The 23,685-nt window shown below is 58.9% G+C and carries 16 protein-coding genes; 3 read left to right on the top strand and 13 right to left on the bottom strand.

Translation table 11 applies throughout. From position 1 onward, the window contains the following. Window positions 1–187: 187 nt before the first annotated feature. Complete coding sequence (gene amiC, locus HFD97_RS20270; protein WP_046102475.1) at window positions 188–1,432, bottom strand: N-acetylmuramoyl-L-alanine amidase AmiC; 1,245 nt, start codon at window positions 1,430–1,432, stop codon at window positions 188–190. A gap of 232 nt (window positions 1,433–1,664) precedes the next feature. Here amiC and argA point away from each other — a divergent pair, with 232 nt between their 5' ends. Further along, entirely contained in the window at window positions 1,665–2,993 is a 1,329-nt protein-coding gene (gene argA, locus HFD97_RS20265; protein ID WP_009087010.1) for an amino-acid N-acetyltransferase, read from the top strand. 51 nt (window positions 2,994–3,044) lie between these two features. On the opposite strand, the gene recD is transcribed toward argA, so the two are convergent. The 12 genes from recD to rppH form a co-directional block, all read right to left on the bottom strand. Beyond that, entirely contained in the window at window positions 3,045–4,886 is a 1,842-nt protein-coding gene (gene recD / locus HFD97_RS20260) for an exodeoxyribonuclease V subunit alpha (protein ID WP_167432426.1), read from the bottom strand. After that, complete coding sequence (gene recB, locus HFD97_RS20255; protein ID WP_167432427.1) at window positions 4,883–8,422, bottom strand: exodeoxyribonuclease V subunit beta; 3,540 nt, start codon at window positions 8,420–8,422, stop codon at window positions 4,883–4,885. Before recB ends, recD begins: the two co-directional genes overlap by 4 nt. Then, window positions 8,419–11,310 (bottom strand): pitrilysin, encoded by a 2,892-nt coding sequence (gene ptrA, locus HFD97_RS20250; RefSeq protein ID WP_167432428.1) that lies wholly within the window; start codon window positions 11,308–11,310, stop codon window positions 8,419–8,421. Before ptrA ends, recB begins: the two co-directional genes overlap by 4 nt. 108 nt (window positions 11,311–11,418) lie before the next feature. Then, window positions 11,419–14,796: an exodeoxyribonuclease V subunit gamma gene (gene recC / locus HFD97_RS20245; protein WP_140925011.1), complete on the bottom strand. Its 3,378-nt coding sequence runs from the start codon at window positions 14,794–14,796 to the stop codon at window positions 11,419–11,421. Between the two features lie 101 nt (window positions 14,797–14,897). Beyond that, window positions 14,898–15,137 carry a prepilin-type N-terminal cleavage/methylation domain-containing protein gene (locus HFD97_RS20240; protein WP_033736452.1) on the bottom strand — a complete coding sequence of 80 codons (240 nt, stop codon included), beginning with the start codon at window positions 15,135–15,137 and terminating at the stop codon, window positions 14,898–14,900. A 46-nt stretch (window positions 15,138–15,183) separates the two neighbouring features. Then, a complete protein-coding gene (locus HFD97_RS20235) occupies window positions 15,184–15,588 on the bottom strand; it encodes a DUF2509 family protein (protein WP_167432429.1) in 405 nt (134 codons plus the stop codon). After that, the gene (locus HFD97_RS20230) at window positions 15,585–16,112 is read right to left on the bottom strand and encodes a prepilin peptidase-dependent protein (protein ID WP_185155367.1); all 528 of its coding nucleotides are present in this window, start codon (window positions 16,110–16,112) and stop codon (window positions 15,585–15,587) included. Before HFD97_RS20230 ends, HFD97_RS20235 begins: the two co-directional genes overlap by 4 nt. After that, complete coding sequence (locus tag HFD97_RS20225; protein WP_167432430.1) at window positions 16,109–16,579, bottom strand: prepilin-type N-terminal cleavage/methylation domain-containing protein; 471 nt, start codon at window positions 16,577–16,579, stop codon at window positions 16,109–16,111. The genes HFD97_RS20230 and HFD97_RS20225 overlap by 4 nt, the downstream gene beginning before the upstream one ends. Before the next feature lie 188 nt (window positions 16,580–16,767). Continuing rightward, window positions 16,768–17,562, bottom strand: a complete 795-nt coding sequence (thyA, locus tag HFD97_RS20220) for a thymidylate synthase (RefSeq protein WP_009087035.1) — start codon at window positions 17,560–17,562, stop codon at window positions 16,768–16,770. After that, on the bottom strand, window positions 17,559–18,440 hold the full coding sequence (gene lgt / locus HFD97_RS20215; protein ID WP_009087037.1) for a prolipoprotein diacylglyceryl transferase: 882 nt from the start codon (window positions 18,438–18,440) through the stop codon (window positions 17,559–17,561). The genes thyA and lgt overlap by 4 nt, the downstream gene beginning before the upstream one ends. Window positions 18,441–18,631: 191 nt before the next feature. Further along, window positions 18,632–20,878 carry a phosphoenolpyruvate--protein phosphotransferase gene (gene ptsP / locus HFD97_RS20210; RefSeq protein WP_009087039.1) on the bottom strand — a complete coding sequence of 749 codons (2,247 nt, stop codon included), beginning with the start codon at window positions 20,876–20,878 and terminating at the stop codon, window positions 18,632–18,634. Window positions 20,879–20,890: 12 nt separating this feature from the next. Next, window positions 20,891–21,418 carry an RNA pyrophosphohydrolase gene (gene rppH, locus HFD97_RS20205; protein WP_009087042.1) on the bottom strand — a complete coding sequence of 176 codons (528 nt, stop codon included), beginning with the start codon at window positions 21,416–21,418 and terminating at the stop codon, window positions 20,891–20,893. Between the two features lie 684 nt (window positions 21,419–22,102). Here rppH and mutH point away from each other — a divergent pair. Beyond that, window positions 22,103–22,780 (top strand): DNA mismatch repair endonuclease MutH, encoded by a 678-nt coding sequence (mutH, locus tag HFD97_RS20200; RefSeq protein ID WP_058958022.1) that lies wholly within the window; start codon window positions 22,103–22,105, stop codon window positions 22,778–22,780. Window positions 22,781–22,879: 99 nt separating this feature from the next. Continuing rightward, the gene (locus HFD97_RS20195) at window positions 22,880–23,590 is read left to right on the top strand and encodes a TerC family protein (protein WP_046102486.1); all 711 of its coding nucleotides are present in this window, start codon (window positions 22,880–22,882) and stop codon (window positions 23,588–23,590) included. The last annotated feature ends 95 nt before the right edge of the window (window positions 23,591–23,685 follow it).

Here is a 23,685-nt window from a genome sequence, read left to right as displayed (position 1 = left end):
CGGGGTGGAGCAGCCTGGTAGCTCGTCGGGCTCATAACCCGAAGGTCGTCGGTTCAAATCCGGCCCCCGCAACCACTATTTAAACACCTGAAAGGGTGTTTTTTTGTTTCTGCCGTTCCCCTTCTCTTCTGTTTCTCTCTTTCCACGGCGAAAAGTCTGCGGATAACCGGGGCTACCCGCACGTTAATTAGCGATGCGCCAGCGCGGCCCCGCTCTCCACATAGGCTTTGATGCCGTTCAGAATCGCCTCCGCAACCTGATGCTGATAGCGGGTGGTGCGTAACTTCCGCTCCTCCTCCACGTTACTGATAAACGCCGTTTCCACCAGAATAGAGGGGATATCCGGGGCTTTCAGCACGGCAAATCCCGCCTGATCGACAGTGCGCTTGTGCAGATGGTTAATGCGGCCCATGCGATGCAGCACCTCTTTACCGAACTTCAGGCTGTCATGGATCGTCTGACGCTGCACCATGTCGAACATGGTGTGATCGAGATAGCGGTCACCGCTTTTGCTGACGCCGCCGATCAGATCGGATTCATTCTGCGTCTGAGCCAGAAAACGGGCCGCGGCGGAGGTTGCCCCGCTGGTGGATAAGGCAAAGACTGACGAACCGCGTGCCGCCCGGCTGGTGAAGGCATCTGCATGGATGGAAACAAAGAGATCGGCGCGCTGTTTGCGGGCTTTAGCAACCCTGACGCGCAGCGGAATAAAGACATCCTCATTGCGCGTCATGTACGCCTTCATGTTGGACTCTTTGTCGATCAGCGCTTTAAGCCGCCGTCCGATCTTCAGCACGATATCCTTTTCACGGGTCTTATATTTGCCGTGCGCGCCCGGATCCTCCCCGCCGTGCCCCGGATCGATCATGATAACAATCGGTCGATCGCGTCCCGCCCTGCCCGGCAGAGGGGCCTGAACCCCGGCGTCTTTCTCCAGCGCGCCCTGATTATAATCTTTCAGCAGCGCCAGCAGCGGATCGTCTTCCGCCTGGTTCTGGGTCGGATAGAGGTCCACCACCAGCCGGTGATTGATCCCGGCGACCGGGGCCAGATTAAAGATCTTCGGCGAAACGTTGCGCTTTAGTTCGAGAACGACGCGAACCGTATCGCTGTCGAACTGGCCGACCCGGGCATGTTTAATAAAGGGATCATCGACCCGCACCAGTTTATTGACCCCTTTCAGGACCGGATTAAGGTGCAGGCCCTGAATATCTATGACCAGGCGTTCAGGATTGCTCAGCGCAAACTGCTTATATTTCAGCTCAACGCTGGACTCCAGCGTCATCCGTGAATAGGTCGATGAGGGCCAGATGCGCACGGCCACAATGTGATTTTTTGCCGCCAGCCCGGTGCGGCTGACGCTTAACAGCAGTAAGGCGCCTGTCCCCTGTAAAAATCGTCTGCGTGAAAAATGGGAATTAACGTCTGACATGCCGCTCCAGCTGCTGAGTAATGTCTAAAAAAGCGCCAGTTAATAAAATGGCGGCGAAAACTTTATCCAATCCCCGGAATGATGTCACCCCGGAAAACCTAAATAATGCAGGCTGTTAGCGGCTTTGACACTCAGAAAAACGTAAATTTTCGTCAGGATTAAGGCTTGCAAAATGGCACGCAAAAGCATAAAAATACAAAAAATACGAATAAACATTCATTGAGGGTTGGCCGTGAAGGAACGTAGTACCGAGCTGGTTCAGGGGTTTCGCCATACCGTTCCCTATATCAATGCCCACCGGGGTAAAACCTTTGTCATCATGCTGGGTGGCGAGGCGATTGAGCATGAGAACTTCTCCGGCATCGTCAATGATATCGGCCTGCTTCACAGCCTGGGTATCCGTCTGGTGGTGGTCTATGGTGCCCGTCCGCAGATTGATGCCAGTCTGGCGCAGCAGCAGCTGGAGCCGGTTTATCATAAGTTTACCCGGGTGACCGACGCGCAATCCCTGGAGCTGGTAAAACAGGCTGCCGGCCGACTGCAGTTAGATATTACGGCCCGCCTCTCGATGAGTCTGAACAACACGCCGCTGCAGGGTGCGCATATCAATGTGGTGAGCGGCAACTTCATCATTTCACAGCCGCTGGGCGTGGATGATGGCGTGGATTACTGCCACAGCGGCCGCATCCGTCGTATTGATGAGGCGGCGATTCATCGTCAGCTGGATAACGACGCCATTGTGCTGCTTGGCCCGGTGGCGGTTTCCGTGACCGGCGAGAGCTTTAACCTGACCTCCGAAGAGGTCGCCACCCAGCTGGCGATCAAACTTAAAGCGGAAAAAATGATCGGCTTCTGCTCTGAGCAGGGCGTGCTGAACAGCGACGGCGAGATCATTTCTGAACTCTTCCCGAACGATGCGCAGGCCCGCATCGACGAGATTGAAAAGGAGGGTGACTACCTTTCCGGCACGGTGCGCTTCCTGAGGGGGGCGGTGAAAGCCTGCCGCAGCGGAGTCCGCCGCAGCCACCTGATCAGCTATCAGGAAGATGGCGCGCTTTTGCAGGAGCTCTTTTCTCGCGACGGTATCGGTACGCAGATCGTGATGGAGTCGGCAGAACAGATCCGCCGCGCCAACATCAACGACATTGGCGGCATCCTCGAACTGATCCGGCCGCTTGAGCAGCAGGGCATTCTGGTTCGCCGCTCACGCGAGCAGCTGGAGATGGAGATTGATAAATTCACCATCATTCAGCGCGATAACCTGACCATCGCCTGTGCGGCACTCTATCCCTTTATGGATGAGAAGATTGGCGAAATGGCCTGTGTGGCGGTGCATCCGGACTATCGCAGCTCTTCACGCGGTGAGATGCTGTTGCAGCGTGTAGCGCTTCAGGCGCGCCAGATGGGGCTGGAAAAACTGTTCGTGTTAACCACCCGCAGCATCCACTGGTTCCAGGAACGCGGCTTTACGCCGGTAGATATCGAGTCACTGCCGGAAAGTAAAAAAGAGATGTACAACTATCAGCGGCGCTCAAAAGTGCTGATGGCCGACCTCACCTGATGTTACCCCTCCGGGGGAGAGCGATCATGGATGTGAACTCTCCCCTCTCTTCTATCCTGCTGCGCTCAGTCGATCGACCAGACCACTGCGTCGCTGCGTCTGCAGCTGCACGGCGCGCTGAAACACACCCGGTTCGCTGTAGATGGTCAGCTGACGCCGCGCGCGCGTAATGGCGGTGTAGACCAGTTCGCGGGTCAGTACCGGCAGAGACTGGGTTGGCATGACCAGCGCAGTGTGGTCAAACTCCGATCCCTGTGATTTATGCACCGTCATGACCCAGGCGGTTTCATGTGAGGGTAAACGGCTCGGCTGAATCGCTTTGATCGTGCCATCCGGCAGCGGGAAAAAGACCCGGAGGTTGCCCTCATCATCACGCAGCGCAATGCCAATGTCGCCGTTAAACAGGCCGAGCGCGCTGTCATTGCGGGTGATCATCACCGGCCGCCCGGCATACCAGCGGCTGCCGATGCCAGGACGACGGAGGCGCTGCAGCTGCATCAGCCGCTGTTCGATGCGCTGATTCAGCCCCTGTACGCCAAAGGGGCCGTCTCGCAGTGCACAGAGCAGCTGATAACGGCCAAACGCCGCAATCACCTCTGCGGGTGAGGCCTGCTCCCTGATCAGCTGCAGGAAAGGCTGATAACCGGCGGCGACTTCATCCAGCATCGCCTGATAGGCTTCCGCACTGTCCAGCGGCTGATAGCTGACATCCTCATAGGCCTCAGCAAACACCGCCCTGACCTCCTCCGCGTCACCACGATTGATGGCTTTTGCCAGCAGACCGATGCCGGATGAGGCGTCAAAACGGTAACTTTTCTGCAGCAGGCAGATGCTGTCGCGCACCGTCGGCGCCTGCAGATCGTCACTGCCCTGCAGGGTGCAACCGGTCAGCTGGGCAAGCTGTTCTGCCCGCGCCTGGCTGTAGCCACTTTCGGTACAGCGGCAGATGTCGCCCAGTACCGCCCCCGCCTCAACCGAAGCCAGCTGGTCGCGATCGCCCAGAAACACCACGCGGGCATGCGGCGGCAGCGCGGCAATCAGTTTGGCCATCATCGGCAAATCGACCATCGAGGCTTCATCCACCACCAGCACATCGAGATGCAGCCGGTTACCGGCATGATAGCGCAGGCGCTGGGTATCAGGTTGCGCGCCCAGCAGGCGATGCAGGGTCGTGGCTTCAGCAGGAAAACGCTGACGCTCTTCGTCACTCACGGCCAGATCCTGCAGTGCCCTGCCCAGGGATTCGGTCAGCCGCGCGGCAGCTTTGCCGGTCGGGGCCGCCAGCTGGATCCGCAGCGCGCCGGGATGCAGACGAATCAGCGCCGCAAGCAGTTTCGCCACGGTGGTGGTTTTCCCGGTGCCGGGGCCGCCGGAGATCACCGCCGTTTTACGGGTCAGCGCCACCGCCGCCGCAATCTTCTGCCAGTTTTCCGGCTGGTCACCAAACAGGCTGTTGAGCACCTCACCGGCGGCACGCATATCCAGCGCGGAGGTCATCTCCTGAGCGGCAAAAAAGTCGGCGACCCGGCCTTCGCTGTGCCACAGACGATGCAGGTAGAGACGCTGATTGCTCAGCACCAGGGGCGTCACCCGACTGCCGTCGCTGACCGCCGACCAGTCAGCAAGACGAGCTGACCAGTTATCGGGCGCACCAGCAGCCTGCCAGATAGCCTGAGCCAGTGCAGGCTGCCGGCCGGCGAACAGCCGGGCTTCACAGAGGTTGCTCAGCGGTAAACAGACGTGCCCCTCGCCCGCCTCGGCGCTGACGCAGGCCGCCGCGAGCAGCAGCGCAGGCTGTGATTCAGCGGCCACAAGGCGGGCAAACTGAATATCCAGCGGACGCAGGAGACGTTTGTCGACTGCCTGCAGCAGCAGACTCAGCATGTCACTCATCCTCTCTCTCCGTTCTTACCAAACAGTGCATCCATCTCCTCCACACACTCTGCGGAGGGGCGGGTAGCAAAAATGCCGTTGTCGGGCGAGCTGCCATCCATCCCGCGCAAAAACAGATAAAAGACGCCGCCAAAATCGCGATCGTAGCGGTAATCCGGCAGGCGATGGGTCAGATAGCGATGCAGCGCCAGCGTATAGAGCTGATACTGCAGATCGTAGCGGTGCCCGATCATCGCCTGCGCCATCGCCTCCTGGGTGTAAGCGCTGTGGCTTTCCCCCAGCCAGTTCGACTTGTAGTCGAGCAGATAATATTTTCCCTGCCAGCGGAAGACCAGATCGATAAAGCCCTTCAGCATGCCCCGCACCTGACGAAAATCCAGCGAGGCAGCCTGCTGAGAGAGGCTGTCGTGCCGACGCAGCAGCGCATCCAGCCCGGCTGCCGTCAGCAGATTATCGATCGGCAGATAAAACGCCATCTCGATCAGCCGTTCGCTGCTTTTGATCGCCGACAGCGTCAGCCCCTCCGCGTTGAGCGGGGTCTCTAACACCCGCGCGATCCACGTCTCCAGCACCGGTAACCAGCTCAGCGGGTAGCCATTGTGCTGCAGCTGATCTTCCAGCCAGATGCGGTCCGGCGGTTCAGTAAAGTCGATAGACTCAAACAGGCCGTGCAGAAACGTACCGGGTGCCGCACCGCGCGGAAAATGGTGCGGAGTCAGTGCCGTCTCTTCTCCGCTCTCCTCTTCGCCCGCCGCGTCAATATCGAAGCTGGGCAATGCATCCAGCAGCGGCGAACTGTGGTGCTGCTGCAGGCCGGAATAACTGGTGACCCGCCAGACATCCGTTCGCGCCTGAGTCACGACGCGGCTGCTCAGGACGTCGTCGCCCGGCTGCGCATCCTGCCATCGTTCGCCGGGCAGCAGATCTGCCTCGACCAGCGCAATGCCCGTCCCGGTTAACGCCTGCAGAGAACGGCTGAGCTGCTGCGCATCGGCCGCCTCGCCTTTCTGAATCAGATAGCCGAGCGCGCTCTTGTGCAGATCGCTTTCGCCCTCTTTTTTGCGCGTGCCTTTGATCAGCGGCGCAATCCCGACGCTGCAGTGATACACCGAGCGGGTCAGCGCCACATAGAGCAGGCGCAGATCCTCTGCCAGACGCTCCTCTTCCGCCAGCGCCAGGCTTTGTGCATCGCCCTGAACGTCCAGCAGAGCCGCAAAACTTTCGCGGTCGTGATAAAGCGCACTGGCCGCTTCGCGGAATCCGGCAGCAAACGGCAGCCAGACCAGCGGGTATTGCAGCCCTTTCGATTTGTGGATGGTGATAATCTGCACCAGGTGGCGGTCGCTCTCCAGACGCAGCTGCTGGCTGGCGGCCTGGCTGTTCGGGCGGGCAATCTGCTGCGCCAGAAAACGCACCAGCGCGTGCGGGCTCTCCAGCTGCACTGAGGCTTCCTGCAGCAATTCCCCCAGATGCATCAGATCGGTCAGGCGCCGTTCTCCGTTCTCCGACGCCAGCATATTCTCCGCCAGCTGCCGTTTGATCATCACGTCGCGCAGCATCGGTAACACGCCGCGCTGGTGCCACAGCTGCTGCCAGACGGCAAACTGCTCGACCAGCGCATCCCAGTCGCGTTCATTCTGGCTCAGCGTTTCCAGCGTCGCCGCATCAATGCCAAAGATAGAGGTCGCCAGCGCGCTGCGCAGTAAGCGCTCCTGCTCCGGGGCCTGAATCGCCTGCAGCAGCCAGAGTAATTCACGCGCTTCCGGCGTGGTATAGACGCTGTCGCGGCTGGAGAGGTAGACCGAGGGGATCGCCAGCGCATTCAGCGCATCGCGGATTAAGGTGGCTTCATTGCGGCTGCGCACCAGCACCGTGATATCGGAAGCCCGCACCGGCTGCAGCGCCTCACCTTTCCCTGCAAAGGCGCGCCCCTGCTGTCCGGCCACCAGCCAGCGGCTGATGTCGGCGGCACACTGCTGCGCCATAAACTGCTGATAATCACTGCTGCCGACGCCCTCACCGGGTTGCAGCCAGAAGCGTAACGCCGGTTGCGGCTGCCCATCATAAATCAGTTTCAGTGACTGATTGGGTGCCGCAGGCTGTACCGGCTGAAAAGGGATCGCCGAGAACAGGAACGGTGACTCCAGCTGAGAGAAGAGGCGGTTAACGCTTTCGACCATTTCCGGCGAAGAGCGCCAGTTCGTATCCAGCGTGTAGTGAGCACTGACTTCGTTTCTGGCCCGCAGATAGGTAAAGATATCCGCGCCGCGAAAAGCGTAGATCGCCTGTTTCGGGTCACCGATCAGAAACAGCGCCTGCTCCGGCTGATTCACATAGAGCGTGCGGAAAATACGATATTGCTGCGGGTCGGTATCCTGGAATTCGTCAATCAGGGCGACCGGGAAACGCGCCCGGATGGTTTCCGCGAGCAGAACCCCGCCAGGCTGTTGCAGCGCCTCATCCAGCTTACTGAGCAGGTCGTCAAAACCTAACAGCGCCCGCAATCGCTTCTCGCGCTGAACCGTAGCGCGCACATCGATCAGCGCCTGAGCAATGATCACATCCCGCAGCGACAGCGGCTCTGCCAGAAACTGGTCGATGGCCTCAAACAGGGCGTGGCGTGGTGCTTCACCCTTTTTGGTTTTCTCCTCCAGCACCTGCTGGCCAAACCGCTCCAGCTCCTTCGGCAGCTGATAATCCAGCGTCTCACTGCTGGCCCACTGGGTGACTCTGGCGACCCAGTTGGGCAGATGTTTACTGCTGTAGCTGCGCTTGTCCACACCTGAGGCGCTGATGATGCCTTCAACGTCGCGACTCAGCGCCTGCCACTGCTGTTTGATGGCTTCGATGCGCGCCAGATTGCGGGCATGGCGGGAGGCCAGCGTTTCATCGGCCGCGGGCGGTCGCTTCAGTCCTGGCGTTTCGCCCTGAAGCCAGGGACGCAGCGTGGCCAGCAGGCTGTCCGGCCCGCTCCACTCCGCGGCGATAATCCGCGCCACATCCAGCGACAGCGGATAGCACTGGCGACGCCAGAAGTCGGCGGCGGACTGCTTCAGCAGCGCCTGCTCATCTTCGATCAGCTCCTGCTCAAACAGCATGCCCGACTCAAACGCATTCAGATTGAGCATCCGCTGACAGAAGCCGTGGATGGTAAAGATGGCGGCTTCATCCATCTGCCTTTCGGCGGCCAGTAGCTGCGCCGCGGCCTGACTCAGATCCGGCATCTGCTCCAGTAATTGCTGATGCATCGGATTGCTGCTTTTGCCCCGGATACAGGCCAGACGCAGCTGGTGGATGTTCTCGCGGATACGGCCGCGCAGCTCGGCGGTGGCGGCCTCGGTAAAGGTCACCACCAGAATCTCTTCAACCGAGAGCGGCCGGCTGTAGGCGTTTTCTTCACCCAGCCCCAGCAGCAGGCGCAGATAGAGCAGGCCAATGGTAAAGGTTTTTCCGGTGCCCGCAGACGCCTCAATCAGCCGCTCACCCCTGAGCGGCAGCGTTAAAGGATTCAGCGATACGGGGGGTAACTGCGTCATTGGGTCTCACTCTTTACCGGCAGCGACTGCTGCAACTGCGCCACTTCATCCCAGGTTTTCCAGCCAGGCTGCCGGGCATAGTCAATTTTGCCATTGTTACTGCCCGCAATCTGCGAGGTCATGACCATGCCATTATGTTCGATAACCGCCTTGCGGAAAAAGTCTGCCACGCTGGCCGGGGTGAGCAGCTGCACCTGCTCTATCACTTTCTGCCGGGTATCAAACGTCTCATTCTGACGATCGAAGTCACGGCTGTAACGATCGGCTTCTTCATCCAGCGTCTGGGGACGCTGCTGCAGGTCATTGATCATCGCCTGCTGATACTGCGCAAAATCGGCCTGGCTCATGTTGCGCAGACGTTTTTCCGCCTCGGGATAGAACGCCTGGTAACGCTGCAGCAGCCAGTCAGGTTGCCGGCTGTTACTCTGCAGCAGGAAGCCAACGCCCCACTGTCGGCCGACCGGCATCTGGAAGGCAAATACCGCATAGCCGAGCTGCTCTTTTGTGCGCAGCTGGTTGTAGAACCACGGCTGCACGATCTGGCTCAGCATGGAGCTGTTGGCCATGCTCTGATATTCGCTGTAGCCCAGCGGAATATAGAGCGCGGCAAGCGCCGAGTCGGTACTGCTGCCCGGCTGCTGCAGATTGGCCTTCAGCGGTTTATCGAACGAGACATACTGACTCTGCCAGTCGCGGGTCGCGTGACTCTGCATCTGCTGTTTCAGTTCATGTCCCAGCTGCGTCACGCTGTCTGCACTGAGGTTACCGACCACCAGCATCTCTGGCGTCGCATCGCGGAACAGTGCGTCGCGGTAAGCCGTCACCTCATCAAGCGTGATCGTGCTGACCAGTCTGCGGCGCGTCTCGCGCTGGGTATAAGGCAGCTGAGAGAGCATCTGCATCGGTTGAATCGCCTGTTCAAACGCCTTGCCCTTTTCCGCCGCCTCCAGCCGTTCCAGATACCAGGATTTTGCCTGCGCCAGTTGCTGCTCTGTCGGCTGGAAGTGGGCATACCCTTCGACCAGTTTCTTCAGCAGCACCGGCAGGCGCTGCGTGAAGCCGCTGGCATTGAACACCAGACCTTCATCTTCACCGGTTGAAAAGCTGATGCCGCCCACCGAAGCCTGCGAATTTAGCTCGTCCAGCGCCAGGCTGGAGAGGTAGTCATTCAGGCCGAACAGCACCTGCTGACGCGCATCGCTGATGGCGTGCCTGTTGCGTAAGGCCAGGGTGATCGCCGCCTTTGGCTCGCGGGCATAATAGCGGCTGGGCATCCAGTAAATGCGCATGCCGTCGTCGTTAGCCAGTCTGACCGGATGCTGCCAGGTTTTACCGTCAGCGGGCAGCAGCGTGAAGTCGTCCGGAATATAGGGGTTCAGCGCAGGCATTGCCAGCGCGATCTGACTGGCGCGCTGCTGCCAGTCAGCAAAGGTCTGCGGCGTGATTTTCTCTGCCTGATAAGGCGCGTCCACAAAGTAGGCTTTTTTGTTGTGCGGCTCCTGCGGGCTGATGTACCAGATACGCGCACGTTGCGGCGTCATCTCCTGCAGGCGGGCAGCGATCGCGGCGGCATCGTACTGATCGGCCAGGTAAGGCGCATCCAGCGTGTGTTCCACCGGCACCCGCAGCATGGTGTCGGCCAGCCACTCAATGTAATCCATATCGCGGGTAATGGAGGGATAGCGGAAGTCGAGTGCCAGTACGTGAGAGACCTCATCGAAATAGCGCTTATCGTCGCCCTGCTGACGTAGCAGATTGATGTAGCTGAATACCGCCGCTACCACTTCATCACGCTGCGCCAGGCCTTTATCCGTCAGGGAGACCGTAATGGCAAACACGCCGCTGTTACGTTCGGTCATCGGGTCGGCGCCGGCATTGACACCGTCCGCCAGTCCCTGCTTCTGCAGCCAGTCGGTCAGCGTATTTTTGCTGCGGTTACTGATTAAGTAGCTGATCAGCGTATCCGTTTTACTGCGAAAACGATCGCTGTTGTTCCCGATGCGAAATTCAATTTTGAGCTGCTTGCGCGGCTGGGCGGGCACATAGTGAATGATGATGCCCTGCTGCGCATCGGTGACCACCGGCACGTTAATCTCCGGCACGCTGGCATGGTGATTTTTGATGCGGCCAAAGGTTCTGGCGGCAATTGACGCCATCTCCGGCAGCGGTTTGTTGCTGTAGATGACCGCCTTCATCAGGTTGGCGGAGTAATGCGAGTGGTAGAAGTCCAGCAGCGCCTGGTGCAGTTTACTGCCCGGCTTATCTTTCAGGGTCTCTAAATTACCGCCAGAAAAACGAGACGCCGGGTGTGCCGGGTTCAGGGTTTCGGCGCCGACCTGAGCCATGCGCAGGCCATCACGCGCGCGCGCCATGGTCAGCTCGGCATTGACGGCGTGACGCTCGCGGTCAGCGTTGACCGGATCCAGCAGCGGTGCCGCTACGGCATCCGCCAGGCGGTCGACCGCCGGTTCCAGCGCCGCATTTTCCACTTCCAGATAAAAGGCGGTGCGATAAGAGGCGGTGCTGGCATTGTGGCTGCCGCCATGCTTTTTCAGGAATTCGGCCAGGTTGTCCGGCTGCGGGTAGCGCTTTGAGCCCATCAGCACCATATGTTCGAGGTAGTGAGCCAGTCCCGCCTGCTGATCGGGATCGTCCAGCGATCCAATCGGCAGCGTCAGCGCCGCCAGCGATTTCGGTGCCACCGGATCGGATACCAGTAATACCGTCAGTCCGTTATCGAGACGGATGGCCTGATAGTTTCGGGGGTCCTGGTCACTTTTGCGAATGGTGTCGTTAACTGGCTGCCAGCTTGCAGATGTCTGCGCCAGGGCTGTGCAAGCCACCAGGCTCAACAGTAGTGCCGCTATCCAGCGTGCGTGTAGCCGCATGTAAACCCCTCTTGTTTCCCGATAAGCCGCCAATTACTGACGCGGCGGCTCAAAGCCAGGCAAAAATTTCTGTATGTGTAGTCAGTCTGCAAAATGCGATCTGACCTGCTATTCATCATCCTGATGTGCGGCCAGCACCGGCAAATACCAGCGCTGCGCCGCCTCAGTGATCTGCTGCAGTTGCGCCTCATCCAGCACGCGGCAGAGCCGCTGCAGATAGGGGTCGCTGCCCTCTCCCTCCACCTGGTAGCTGCCAGACCAGGCCGTCAGCAGGCGATTGCGCGCCTTCAGCTGCGTGGCCTCATCTGTCAGTAACTGCTGGCTCTTTTTGTCGTAGCTGGCGGTCAGCCACGCACCGCCACTTTTACTGAGCAGCATCAGCGGCTGACGCAACCCGTCGAGGTAACCGGCGATATAGTCATTCAGGGCGGCCATCGCCTCTGACTGCGGCACGGCAGGAAAACACCAGCGGCTCTGCTGGCGGCCATACATACGGCTGCTGCCGGTGCCGCCCAGCGCGCAGTAAATCAGATGCTCCAGCCAGAGCAGCAGGCCATCGTTCATGTTGAGGACGCCAGGTCGCCAGCGCAGGAGCCCGTCGCTCTGCACCTGCGTCAGCCAGCCGGTTAAGCTGACCTGCTCCAGTTGCAGATTCACTTCCCAGCTCTCGCCGTCGCTGCGCTGGTTCACCACTTCCGCCGCCACTTCCTGCATCTCATCACGCTGCGCCTGCCAGAAAAGTTCGCCAAATGCGCCGTAGGGCAGATTACCGGCGGCGCGATGGTGCGCATAGAGCCGCTGGGTATCCTCGCCTTCGACCAGGGCATTCAGCAACTGGGCATTGATCTGGTAACGCTCCAGGTTGTCGAGCGCAAAAGGTTCGCTGTCGGGCAGCTCATCCTCCTCCAGCCAGAAGCTCACGCCGAGACGCTGGTGGAACCAGGCGCGAACCGGGTGCCGCCAGAAACGCAGAAAGGCCTCTAAGGTGAGCGCATCAATGTCCGGGGCCGTCAGCGGCTGGACAAATTCGGGTTGCGGCTGCCCCGCCCCCTGGGCGGCAGGCAGCCACTCGCGGGCGAAGCTCTGCAGTCTGGCGGCAGGCTGGAAGTTCTCAGCGGCAAACGGCATCCTGCTGTTGAGGTGCTGCAGATGCGCCCGCACCCGTCCGGCACTCTCATCCAGCTCCAGATGACCATCCCCCTCCAGGTAAAAACTCTGTCCGATGTAATCCAGCAGTTCTGTGACCAGCACCGAGGGATAGCGTTCCGTATTATCCTGAATCGCCCGGCCGATATAGCTGATGTAGAGCTGCTGCTGAGCGGAGAGCATCGCCTCAAGAAACAGGTAACGGTCATCATCACGGCGGCTGCGGTCGCCTTTACGGGACTGCTGCTGCATCAGATCAAAGCCTAACGGCGCAAGCGTGCGCGGATAGACGCCGTCGTTCATCCCCAGCAGACAGACCAGCTGGAACGGTATTGAACGCATCGGCATCAGGGTACAAAAGTTGATCTGCCCGGCCAGAAAGCGCTGGCTGATGCGCTGCTGATCGAGCCGGCTGCGCAGGTCGTCGCGCAGCAGCGCCACCGGGATCGCCTCCTCAAACCGCGCATCCATTCCGTACTGAATCAGTTGCTGCCACTGCTCTTCCACCAGCAGTAAAGCGGCCTCGGTTTCCGCGTCAGGCGTGAAGAAGGCGTTCAGCAGTTCCCGGCACATCGGCAGCCACTCCGCCAGCGGGCGGGGTTCCGCCAGCCGCTCACGCCAGTGATTCAGCCGCGCGAGCAGCTCAGCCAGATGGCCCGCCAGCTCACCCACCAGGCCACTCGACTCGTCATAAGGCAGAATCCCCTCCCAGTCGCCGTTGTGGCTCTCCATCGCATAACCCAGCAGCATACGCTGCAGGCCAAAGCGCCAGGTGTGCTGGCCGGTAATCGGCAGTGAGAGGGCTTCAACGCTGGCATCATCCAGCCCCCAGCGAACGCCTGACTCGCTGACCCAGCGCCGCAGCAAACGCAGGCCGCTTTCATCAATGGCGAAGTGGGACGCCAGCGCCGGCACATCCAGCAGCGCCAGCACATCTTCTGAGACAAAACGGCTGTCCGGCAGCGCCAGCAGATGCAGAAACGCCACGATGGCCGGATGCGCCTGACTGGCCCGTCGGTCTGAAATCGCAAAAGGCAGATAGCGATCGGCGGGCGCATTGGCGAACACGGCCTGAATGAACGGTGCGTAAGCGTCGATGTCGGCCACCATCACAATAATGTCGCGTGCTTTCAGCGTCGGATCAGCCTCCATCATCGCCAGCAGATGATCCTGCAGCACCTCAACTTCGCGCTGCGCACTGTGGCAGACCTGCACCACGATCGAACGATCCGCCGGATCGAGGAGGCGCTTGCGATCGCTGTGCGCCAGTTCCGCCGCGTTCAGCCCGATGATGGCACTGTCCTGCAGATTGAGAAGATCGTACTGCATGCAGTGCAGCAGGTTGTCCGGCTCAACATCCACAAAGGCATCAATGTCGTCGCTGGCATCCATCTGGCTGAGCAGAAAGAGGTTGTCACGCCCCAGCTTGCCCCAGGAGGCCAGCAGCGGATTCGTCAGTTGCTGTTCACCGGCTTCGTTAAACAGCTGCGGCGCCTGCTCTGCGTCCCGGAACAGTCCACGCGCCGCCTCAGCGTCATGGCGGCGGCGCTGACGGCTTTGCAGCTTCGCCAGGAAGGCATAGTCCTGAATGTCGCCCCAGTAGTCGCGGCAGGGATTGGTAAACAGCAGGTGGATGTCGATGTGACGTCCCAGCGCCTGCAGCGCCTGCAGATAGATCGGCGGCAGTGCGGAGATACCACAGATAAAGACCCGCCTGGGCAGGTTTTCCGGCGTGCTCTTCGCCTGCTCCAGCGTGCGGATAAATCGCGCATAGAGATTCGCGCGGTGCCATTCCGGCTGTCGCAGCGTGCGGGTGTAGCTCACCAGATCGCGCCACAGGGCGGCCTGCCAGCGCTGCGCTTCGCCCAGCCCGTCGATACTTTCGCCGCGCTCCCAGCTGTTGAGCCAGTCAGCGCGATAGACCAGATACTGGTCAAACAGATCCGCGACACGGGAGCTGAGCTGAAACAGTTTGCGCTTGTCGCCGTCGTCATGGAGATAGTGACGTAAGGAGGTAAACTCCTCCTGCTCCAGCATCACCGGCAGCCGGTGCATCAGCTTCCAGCTCATACTGGCCTTGCTGAAGGCACTCTCTACCGGGATGTCGGGCAGCACGCGCACGAACATCTCCCAGATAAAACTGGCGGGCAGCGGAAATTCGATGTTGGCTGCAATCCCAAAGGTCTGCGCCAGCTCCATCTGCAGCCACTGCGCCATACCCGGACTCTGCACCAGTATCATTTCTGACGCGAAAGGGTCATCCAGAGGATCATGTTTAATCACCGCAGCCGCGAGAATCTTCAGCACATCAAGCTGATTTGAGTGATAGACGTGAAACATGACAACTCCTGTGGTAACTCAGAACATGACTGCGGTATTGCGGCCCTGTCACTTTACCGCGTATCGCTGTTGAAACCCATCAAAAGGGCGTCCCGCAGGCGTTAACATCGCAGTCGGCTCAGGGAGGCATGACGCCCGAAGGGACCGGTGACGTCGGCCCGTTCCAGCATGCAGCCCGCGGGCCCCGGCTGCTGTTGCAGCGTGGATTGCCAGCCCGCAACCTCATGCCCCGCCAGGCGCTGTTCAGCGACGTACCAGGCCTCCTGCTGCGCCCACTGCTGACTGAATCCCCGCGCCAGAGCGCGATGATAGTGCAACAGCGTGCTGCTGCTTAATGCCATTAACAACAGAGCAAATAACACCTCTGGCAGGGAGAAGCCTGCGCCTTTACAGACAGGCGGCGGGAGGTGTGAGCGGGCAGTAGTCAATCCAGCCGTGCGGCAACGCGCGGATCTGATTGTCCCGTAACCGGACCCACTGCCAGACCGCCATGCCACTGCCGCTGGCTTCTCCTTTAAGCAGACCTTCATCTTTTTTACTCCGTTGCAGGCAGCTGACCCAGCCCTGACGCACCTCCTGCTGACAGCCTGAATCCGCATGCGCTGACCAGCTCAGCGTTAAGCCCCATTGCAGCGCAGACTGCGCCCGCCAGAAATCCTGGATAAACTGCTGTTCATCCGCCAGCACGCGCATACCCTGCTCTGACAGCCTGCGGCTGGCGTGCAGCGCCACGCTGCCCATCACCATGATCATCAGAACCATGCCCAGCGCGCTGCTGCCTCGCTGCTTCACAGGTTCTCTCCTTCTACCCAGCGCTCTGTCATTTCGTGCCAGCGTCCGGCCCGCCCCTGCAGCGTGATCCTGATCTGTCCGCCCTGCCGGCTGACGCTGAACTGCTCCACGCGCATAAACGCGGGGTCAGAGAGCCGCTCCCAGCCCGCAGCGTGACACTGGTCCACACCCCGCTGCATCTCCAGCTGCTGCTGTCGCAGGCGATAGCCGTAATAGTCACTTTCGGCATGGCCGACCCCTTCCCACTTTCCATTGCTGTTTTCATCCCAGCGCAGCAGCAGGCAGTTCTCCTGCAGAGTGAGTGCGCCACTGCCGCACTCGCCGTGACAGTAACCGGCACGCCGCACCGCCTTTTCCAGGGTTGCTATCATCTGCTGTAACTCCTGACGCAGTTGTGCCCGCTGCAGCATCCCGGCGTTCTCTGTCAGCAGCCGCGGCAGAAAGCGCCCGGCACTCAGCATCACAACCGCGCTGATGGCCAGGGCGACCAGCATCTCCGGCAGGCTGAATCCGGCGACTTTCAACGGCAGTTCTCCTCATCGTTCAGGCAAAGACGGATACGGGCTCTGGCGGAGATAATCAGCCAGATGCGCCCGGCAGCATTGCCCAGCTCAATGCTGCCCGCCCTGGCAACATTACGACGACCATAGAAGCCCGGTTCACCGCGCAGCCCATACAGCGTAACCCCGGCATGGGGAGCGATGAAATGGAGCCGTTTTCCCCTTTCACAACCGGCCGCAGGCAGGCGGCCTGCCCCGATACACCATGGGCTGCCCGGCTGCGACCACAGGATCAGGTCACGGTTTTGCCGGTTGGCCTGCGTACGCAGCCGCAACAGGAAGCCCTGCAGTTGCTGTGCGCTGTCGCGCAGTTGCTGCCGCTGTTGCCAGCGCTGCCAGCCATGCAGTGCGGCAAGGCTCAGCATGCCGGCAATCACCATCACCAGCAGCAGCTCCGGCAGGGTAAAACCCCGAACATTTGCACTTTTCATGGCATCAGACTGGCGGGAATGAGCGGGTGAGACAAGGCGCAGCGTCACGGGCTGGAGAGGCTGTCGCAGAGAACCGGCGTGACAGACAGTCAATCTCAGGAAGCGTGCGCACGATGCCGCAGATGTTCAGGACAACAGGCAAAAAAAAGCCCCGGCGGAGTGCGCCAGGGCTTGATGTTTATCGCGGGTCAGATGGCGACGGGGGCTTTGATCGCAGGATGCGGATCGTAGCCTTCAATCTCAAAATCGTCGAACTGATAGTCAAACAGTGACGCCGGTTTGCGTTTGATAACAAGCTTCGGCAGCGGACGCGGTTCACGGGTCAGCTGCAGACGCGCCTGCTCCAGATGATTGCTGTAGAGGTGCGTGTCACCGCCGGTCCAGACGAAGTCACCCACCTCCAGATCGCACTGCTGCGCCACCATATGCACCAGCAGCGCATAGCTGGCGATATTAAACGGCAGGCCCAGGAAGATGTCGCACGAGCGCTGATAGAGCTGGCAGGAGAGCTTGCCGTTCGCCACATAGAACTGGAAGAAAGCATGGCAGGGTGCCAGCGCCATCTGGCTCAGTTCGCCGACGTTCCAGGCTGAAACGATGATCCGGCGTGAGTCGGGATCGCGCTTCAGCTGCTCCATCACCTGGCTTAACTGGTCAATTTCCTGACCGCTGGCCGTTCCCCAGCTGCGCCACTGTTTGCCATACACCGGGCCGAGATCGCCCTGCTCATCGGCCCACTCATCCCAGATGGAGACCTTGTTATCTTTCAGATAACCGATGTTGGTGTCCCCTTTCAGGAACCACAGCAGCTCATGAATGATCGAGCGGATGTGGCATTTCTTGGTGGTGACCAGCGGAAAACCATCCTGCAGATTGAAACGCATCTGGTGACCAAAAATTGAAAGCGTACCGGTGCCGGTACGGTCAGCTTTTGGCGTGCCTTCATTCAGCACATGCTGCATTAAATCCAGATACTGTTTCATTTTTCCTCGCGAAATTGTGGCTGCGGGCGACGACGATACGCCCAGATCATCATAATTATACCGGCAATAATCATCGGCACAGAGAGGATCTGTCCCATACTGATACCGCCTTCAAACAGGCCCAGCTGAGCATCCGGCTGGCGGAAGAACTCAACGATAATGCGGAATGCGCCATAGCCGATCAGGAACAGGCCAGACACGCTGCCCATCGGACGGGGTTTACGGATAAACAGGTTCAGGATGATGAACAGCACCACGCCTTCCAGCGCCAGCTCATACAGCTGCGAGGCATGACGTGGCAGCACGCCGTAGGTGTTGAGCAGCGCCTGATATTGCGGATTGGTGGCGGCCAGCGCCACATCTTCGCTGCGGGAGCCGGGGAACAGCATCGCATAGCGGAAGTTCGGATCGACACGACCCCAGAGTTCGCCGTTGATGAAGTTACCGAGACGCCCGGCACCCAGACCAAACGGGATCAGCGGTGCAATAAAGTCGGAAACCTGGAAGAAATTACGTTTAGTCCGGCGGGCAAAAATCAGCATCACCACAATCACCCCGATCAGGCCACCGTGGAATGACATGCCGCCATCCCAGACTTTGAACAGATAGAGGGGATTTTCCAGGAAAAGCGGCAGGTTGTAGAACAGCACATATCCAATGCGTCCACCCAGGAAGACGCCCAGGAAACCCGCGTAAAGCAGGTTCTCAACTTCCTCTTTTTTCCAGCCGCTGCCAGGTTTGTTAGCACGGCGTACCGCCAGCCACATGGCGAAAACAAAGCCCACCAGATACATCAGACCGTACCAGTGAAGCGAAACCGGTCCAATCGAGAAGATCACCGGATCGAACTGCGGAAATGCAATATAGCCGTTATTCATCTTTCACCGTCTATTTTTCTACCCTGAAAAGGGGCGTTGTCAGGCACATAAATTAAGGCTGCGCATCATAGCACAGCCGGTTTTTTGAATTGTCGTGCAAATGTAAACACGAATAACGCGCAGAGGCAGAACGTGAAGAGCGTGAGCTCCCGCCCGGGACAGGACGAAAATTCAGCCTGTCAGGATGGCGCTTAGCGCCCGCCGCGAATCAGGCCACCTAAGCCGCGCCGCTCCATAAAGGCCGACACCAGGTGGCGCACTTCGGTGGCGGTATGCGCATTCATTCCCTGCTCGCTGAGCTTCTGCGTTTCTTCGTGATCCAGATGACGCAGCAGATATTTCACCCGCGGGACGTTTTTACCGTTCATGCTGAGATGGCGATACCCCAGCCCGATCAGCAGTGCCACGCACATCGGATCGCCAGCCATTTCACCACACAAACACAGTTCAAGATTCGCGAGACGGGCTTCCTGCGCGATGGCATTCAGCGCACGCAGCATCGCCGGATGCAGCGAGTCGTACAGGTTCGCGACGCGGGTATTATTGCGGTCTACCGCCAGCAGATACTGCGTCAGGTCGTTGGTGCCGACCGAGATAAAATCGATCCGCGACGCCAGATGCGGGATCATAAACAGCATGGAAGGCACTTCGATCATCACCCCAATGCGCGGCGCGGGGATCGGGTAGCCCAGCATCTCCTCCACTTCGCGACCGGCGCGATCGATCAGCCGTTTCGCGTCGTCGATCTCGTCGATGTGACTGATCATCGGCAGCAGAATGCTAAGATTGCCGGATGCCGCATTGGCGCGCAGCATGGCGCGCACCTGCACCAGAAAAATTTCTGGCTGATCGAGCGTCAGGCGGATGCCGCGCCAGCCCAGGCAGGGGTTCTCTTCACTGATCGGCATATAGGGCAGCTGCTTATCCGCCCCGACGTCCAGCGTTCGCAGCGTGACCGGCTTGTTGTGAAACAGCTGCAGCATGCCCTGATACTGTGCCACCTGCTCCTCTTCCGACGGGAAACCGTTCTGCAGCATAAACGGAATTTCGGTGCGATAGAGCCCGATGCCATCCACCCAGCTACCGAGCGCCTGCTCATGCTCCGGGCTTAATCCGGCATTGAGCATCACCTGCACCCGCTCGCCACTTTTCAGTTCGCCCGGCTGATCGACAACCCCTTCTGCCATCCTGCTCAGCGCATTCTCTTCGCTGATCAGGCGCTGATACTCCTGCACCAGCACCGGCTCCGGATCGATCAGCAGCTCACCGCGATAGCCATCGACAATCAGCAGACGTTTGTTGAGCTGATGCGGCTGGATATCCGCGCCCATCACGGTCGGGATCCCCATCGCCCGGGTCAGGATCGCCGCATGGGAGTTGGCTGCGCCATCCCGCACCACCACGCCTGCCAGCCGCTCCTGCGGCAGCTCAGCCAGGGTCGTTGCGGTCAGCTCATCGGCCACCAGTACGAAGCGTTCCGGCCAGGCGTTGGTGCCGACCAGCGAGTCATCAAGGTGAAACAGCAGACGCTGGCCCAGCACCCGCAGATCGCCTGCGCGTTCACGCAGATAGTTATCCGTCAGGCTGGCGAACTGCTTAGCAAACTTCTCGATCACCTGTCTGACCGCCCACTCGGCGACCGATCCGCGTTCGATCTCATCGAACAGATCTTTCTTCAGCCGGGCATCGGTCAGCAGGTGGGAGTAGAGGTCGAAAATGGCCGCGCTCTCTTTCTGTGCGCTGGCGCTGAACCGTTTACTGAAGCGGCGAAATTCACTCGCGGCTTCGGTCATGGCGATCGACAGTCGCTCGCGCTCACGCTGCACATCCAGCGTGGAGGCGGCGGAAACCTGATCGAGCAGCGGCTGCGTCTCATCGACCCAGCCAGGTGCCACCGCCACGCCAGGCGCGGCCGCAATCGCGCGCACCCGCGTCTGCCGGAACTGACCAAACAGCTGACCCATCTGAGACTGCGACAGCAACGCCGCCATCTGGGTCGCCAGGGTGACCAGAAACGACTCTTCGCTTTCATCAAACTGACGGTGTTCGCGCTGCTGCACCACCAGCACACCAAGAAGCTGGCGGCGGCTGATAATGGGCACGCCGAGGAAGGAGCGATAGCGCTCCTCTTTCACTGCGGGGATATATTTGAAGCTGGGGTGGCTCTGGGCGTCCGCAAGGTTAATCGGCTCGGCCAGACGGCCCACTAAACCGACGATCCCCTCGTCAAACGCCAGCGTCACAGTGCGGCCACGCGGTTTTTTGAGTCCGCGCGTCGCCATCAGGTAATAGCAGCGACGATCGTGGTCGGCGAGGTAAACGGAACAGACTTCCGTTTCCATCGCCAGACAGATCTCATTGACCAGAATGTCGAGTGCTTCATTGAGACGCGGCGCACTCGCCACTTTTTCTACAATTTCGCGCAACTGAGTGAGCATAAAGGGCGTGGCCTATCCTCTCTTACGTCGATGGGCAGGATTGTTTCGCTGCCCCGCACTCTCCTGCATAGACATCACCACGCCAGCGAATTCCTTCATCACCCGGCGGTAGACGTCGCGTTTAAAGGAGACAACCTGACGCACCGGATACCAGAAACTGACCCAGCGCCAGCCATCGAACTCCGGCGTGCTGCTGTGCTGCACATTGATATCCGCGTCATTACACATTAACTGCAGAAGAAACCACTTTTGTTTCTGGCCGATACATACCGGCTTTGTGTCCCAACGCACCAAACGTTTTGGCAACTTGTAACGCAGCCAGTTACGGGTAGAGGCAAGTATTCGGACATCTTTCCGGTGCAATCCGACCTCTTCAAACAGTTCGCGATACATCGCCTGTTCTGCGGTTTCACCGGGATTGATGCCTCCCTGAGGAAATTGCCAGGAGTGCTGTCCAAAGCGCCTGGCCCATAACACTTGTCCCTGCCGGTTACAGATTACGATACCAACATTCGGGCGGTAGCCATCATCATCGATCACCGGACTACCTCAAAGCAAAATTTGAATAAGCTGATTGTTTCACACTCCTTACAGGCGGTAAACCACTGGATTCATGGGGGGTTGCGCCGTCTTTGTCGGGATAACTCACAGAAAATGGTAAAGTTATGAACAGTAATCAGAAAAATGATCGATCTTATTCACCTTTTCTGTGGATAGCTTTGTGCAGAACACGGGAGTTAACTGAATAACCTTTTCAGCACACTCTGAACCGCTGAAAAGAGACTTCATTTTATATAATTGATTTAAAACACAATAACTTTAAATTCTCCACGTTAACGCGTTTCCTGGCAGGCGGATAAATTCACGCCCGCTGACAATCGGTTAAAATATCACCACACCGCTTTTTATCCACAGAGAATCGCTCAGGGTTAGGCCAGAGCGACGAAATTATGGTCAGATCATGAAAAGTCAAGGCTGTAAATGGAACCAGTACCGCATCGGGAAGGGGGTTATCCCATTTTTCTGTGGATAACCGGGCTGGAGATCCTGTTCAATGTTGCGGGTAAGCCGGGATAACCCTGGCAGCCTGAGGGTGACATCCTGCGGATCCACTAAAAAAAGCACGATCTATCATGTTATTATCGAAGCCCGATAGGGTTTATTTCAGCCGCACAGGTTACCCTCTTTTTATTGTTCAAATTTTAACCAGCAAGAGTTATCAACATGAGTCACCCACCAGGCCCGCCTGAAAATGAAGCCAGCCTGCTGGCCCGGGCGCAGGAGTTAGCCGGATTAACACTGGAAACGCTGGCCGCTCGCGCCGGGCTGCCTATGCCTGCCGATCTTAAACGCGATAAAGGCTGGGTCGGGATGCTGCTGGAGTGGCATCTGGGCGCCAGCGCAGGCAGCAAAGCGGAGCAGGACTTTGCCCATCTGGGTATCGAACTGAAAACCATTCCGATTGATGCACAGGGCAAACCGCTGGAAACCACCTTTGTCTGCGTCGCCCCCCTGACCGGCAATAGCGGCGTGACCTGGTCGAACAGCCACGTGCGGCACAAGCTGGCGCGGGTGTTATGGATCCCGGTGGAAGGCGAGCGTGAGATTCCACTGCGGCATCGCCGTGTCGGCGCGCCGCTGTTGTGGAGCCCCGATGCAGAGGAGGAGGAGATGCTGCGTCAGGACTGGGAGGAGCTGATGGATATGATCGTGCTGGGTCGCGTTGAGCAGATCACCGCCCGGCATGGCGCCTGGCTGCAGATTCGACCCAAGGCCGCCAACAGTAAAGCGCTGACGGAGGGCATTGGCGATCAGGGCCAGCCGATCATGACCCTGCCGCGCGGTTTCTATCTGAAGAAAAGTTTCACCGGCCCCCTGCTGGCGCGTCATTTTCTTCTCTGAACTCCCCCGACCTGGCGGAAATGTCGCAATTTTGTGGGTGATCGGTGCAGCCATTGCGTATAATCGCCGTTTACTTTTCGTTTAGGATTGAATGTCGGTATGTTTGAGTGGATTTCCGATCCCAACGCCTGGCTGGCGCTGGGCACCCTGACCATCCTTGAGGTGGTGCTGGGTATTGATAACATCATTTTCCTGTCACTGGTGGTCGCGAAACTGCCTAAGCACCAGCAGGCCAGCGCCCGTCGCATTGGCCTGATGGGCGCAATGCTGATGCGTCTCGCCTTACTGGCCTCAATCGCGTGGGTTGCCCGTCTGACTAATCCGCTGTTTACGCTGCTGGATCACCCCTTCTCGGCGCGCGATCTGATCCTGCTGTTCGGTGGCCTTTTCCTGCTGTGGAAATCGAGCATGGAGATCCATGAAACGATTGAAGGCGGCGAAGGGGAACACAATACCCGCGTTCACTCCTTCCTCGGCGCGATTGTGCAGATCATGATGCTCGACATTATTTTCAGCCTGGACTCCGTTATCACCGCCATCGGCCTCTCCGATCATCTCTTCATTATGATGGCGGCAGTCGTGATCGCGGTGCTGCTGATGATGTTCGCGGCGCGGGTTATCGGTGAGTTTGTCGATCGCCATCCGTCAGTGAAAATGCTGGCCCTCTCTTTCCTGATTCTGGTCGGTTTTACCCTGATTCTGGAGAGTTTTGCGGTCCACGTACCAAAAGGTTACATCTATTTCGCCATGTTCTTCTCAATGGCGGTAGAGTGCCTTAACCTGATGCGCAGTAAGAAAAAGCCCGCCTGATAAAGTCAAGGGCGAGCCTGCTCGCCCGGATATTTTCAGAATTCTGCGATTAATCCTGCCGGCAAAACCATTTATTACTACACTTTTTGCACTTG

Source organism: Pantoea sp. EKM103V (assembly GCF_011800365.1).
Taxonomy (GTDB): Bacteria; Pseudomonadota; Gammaproteobacteria; order Enterobacterales; family Enterobacteriaceae; genus Pantoea; species Pantoea anthophila.
The sequence above is the reverse complement of the archived record's forward strand: the minus strand, read 5'-3'. Positions and strand labels throughout refer to the sequence as shown.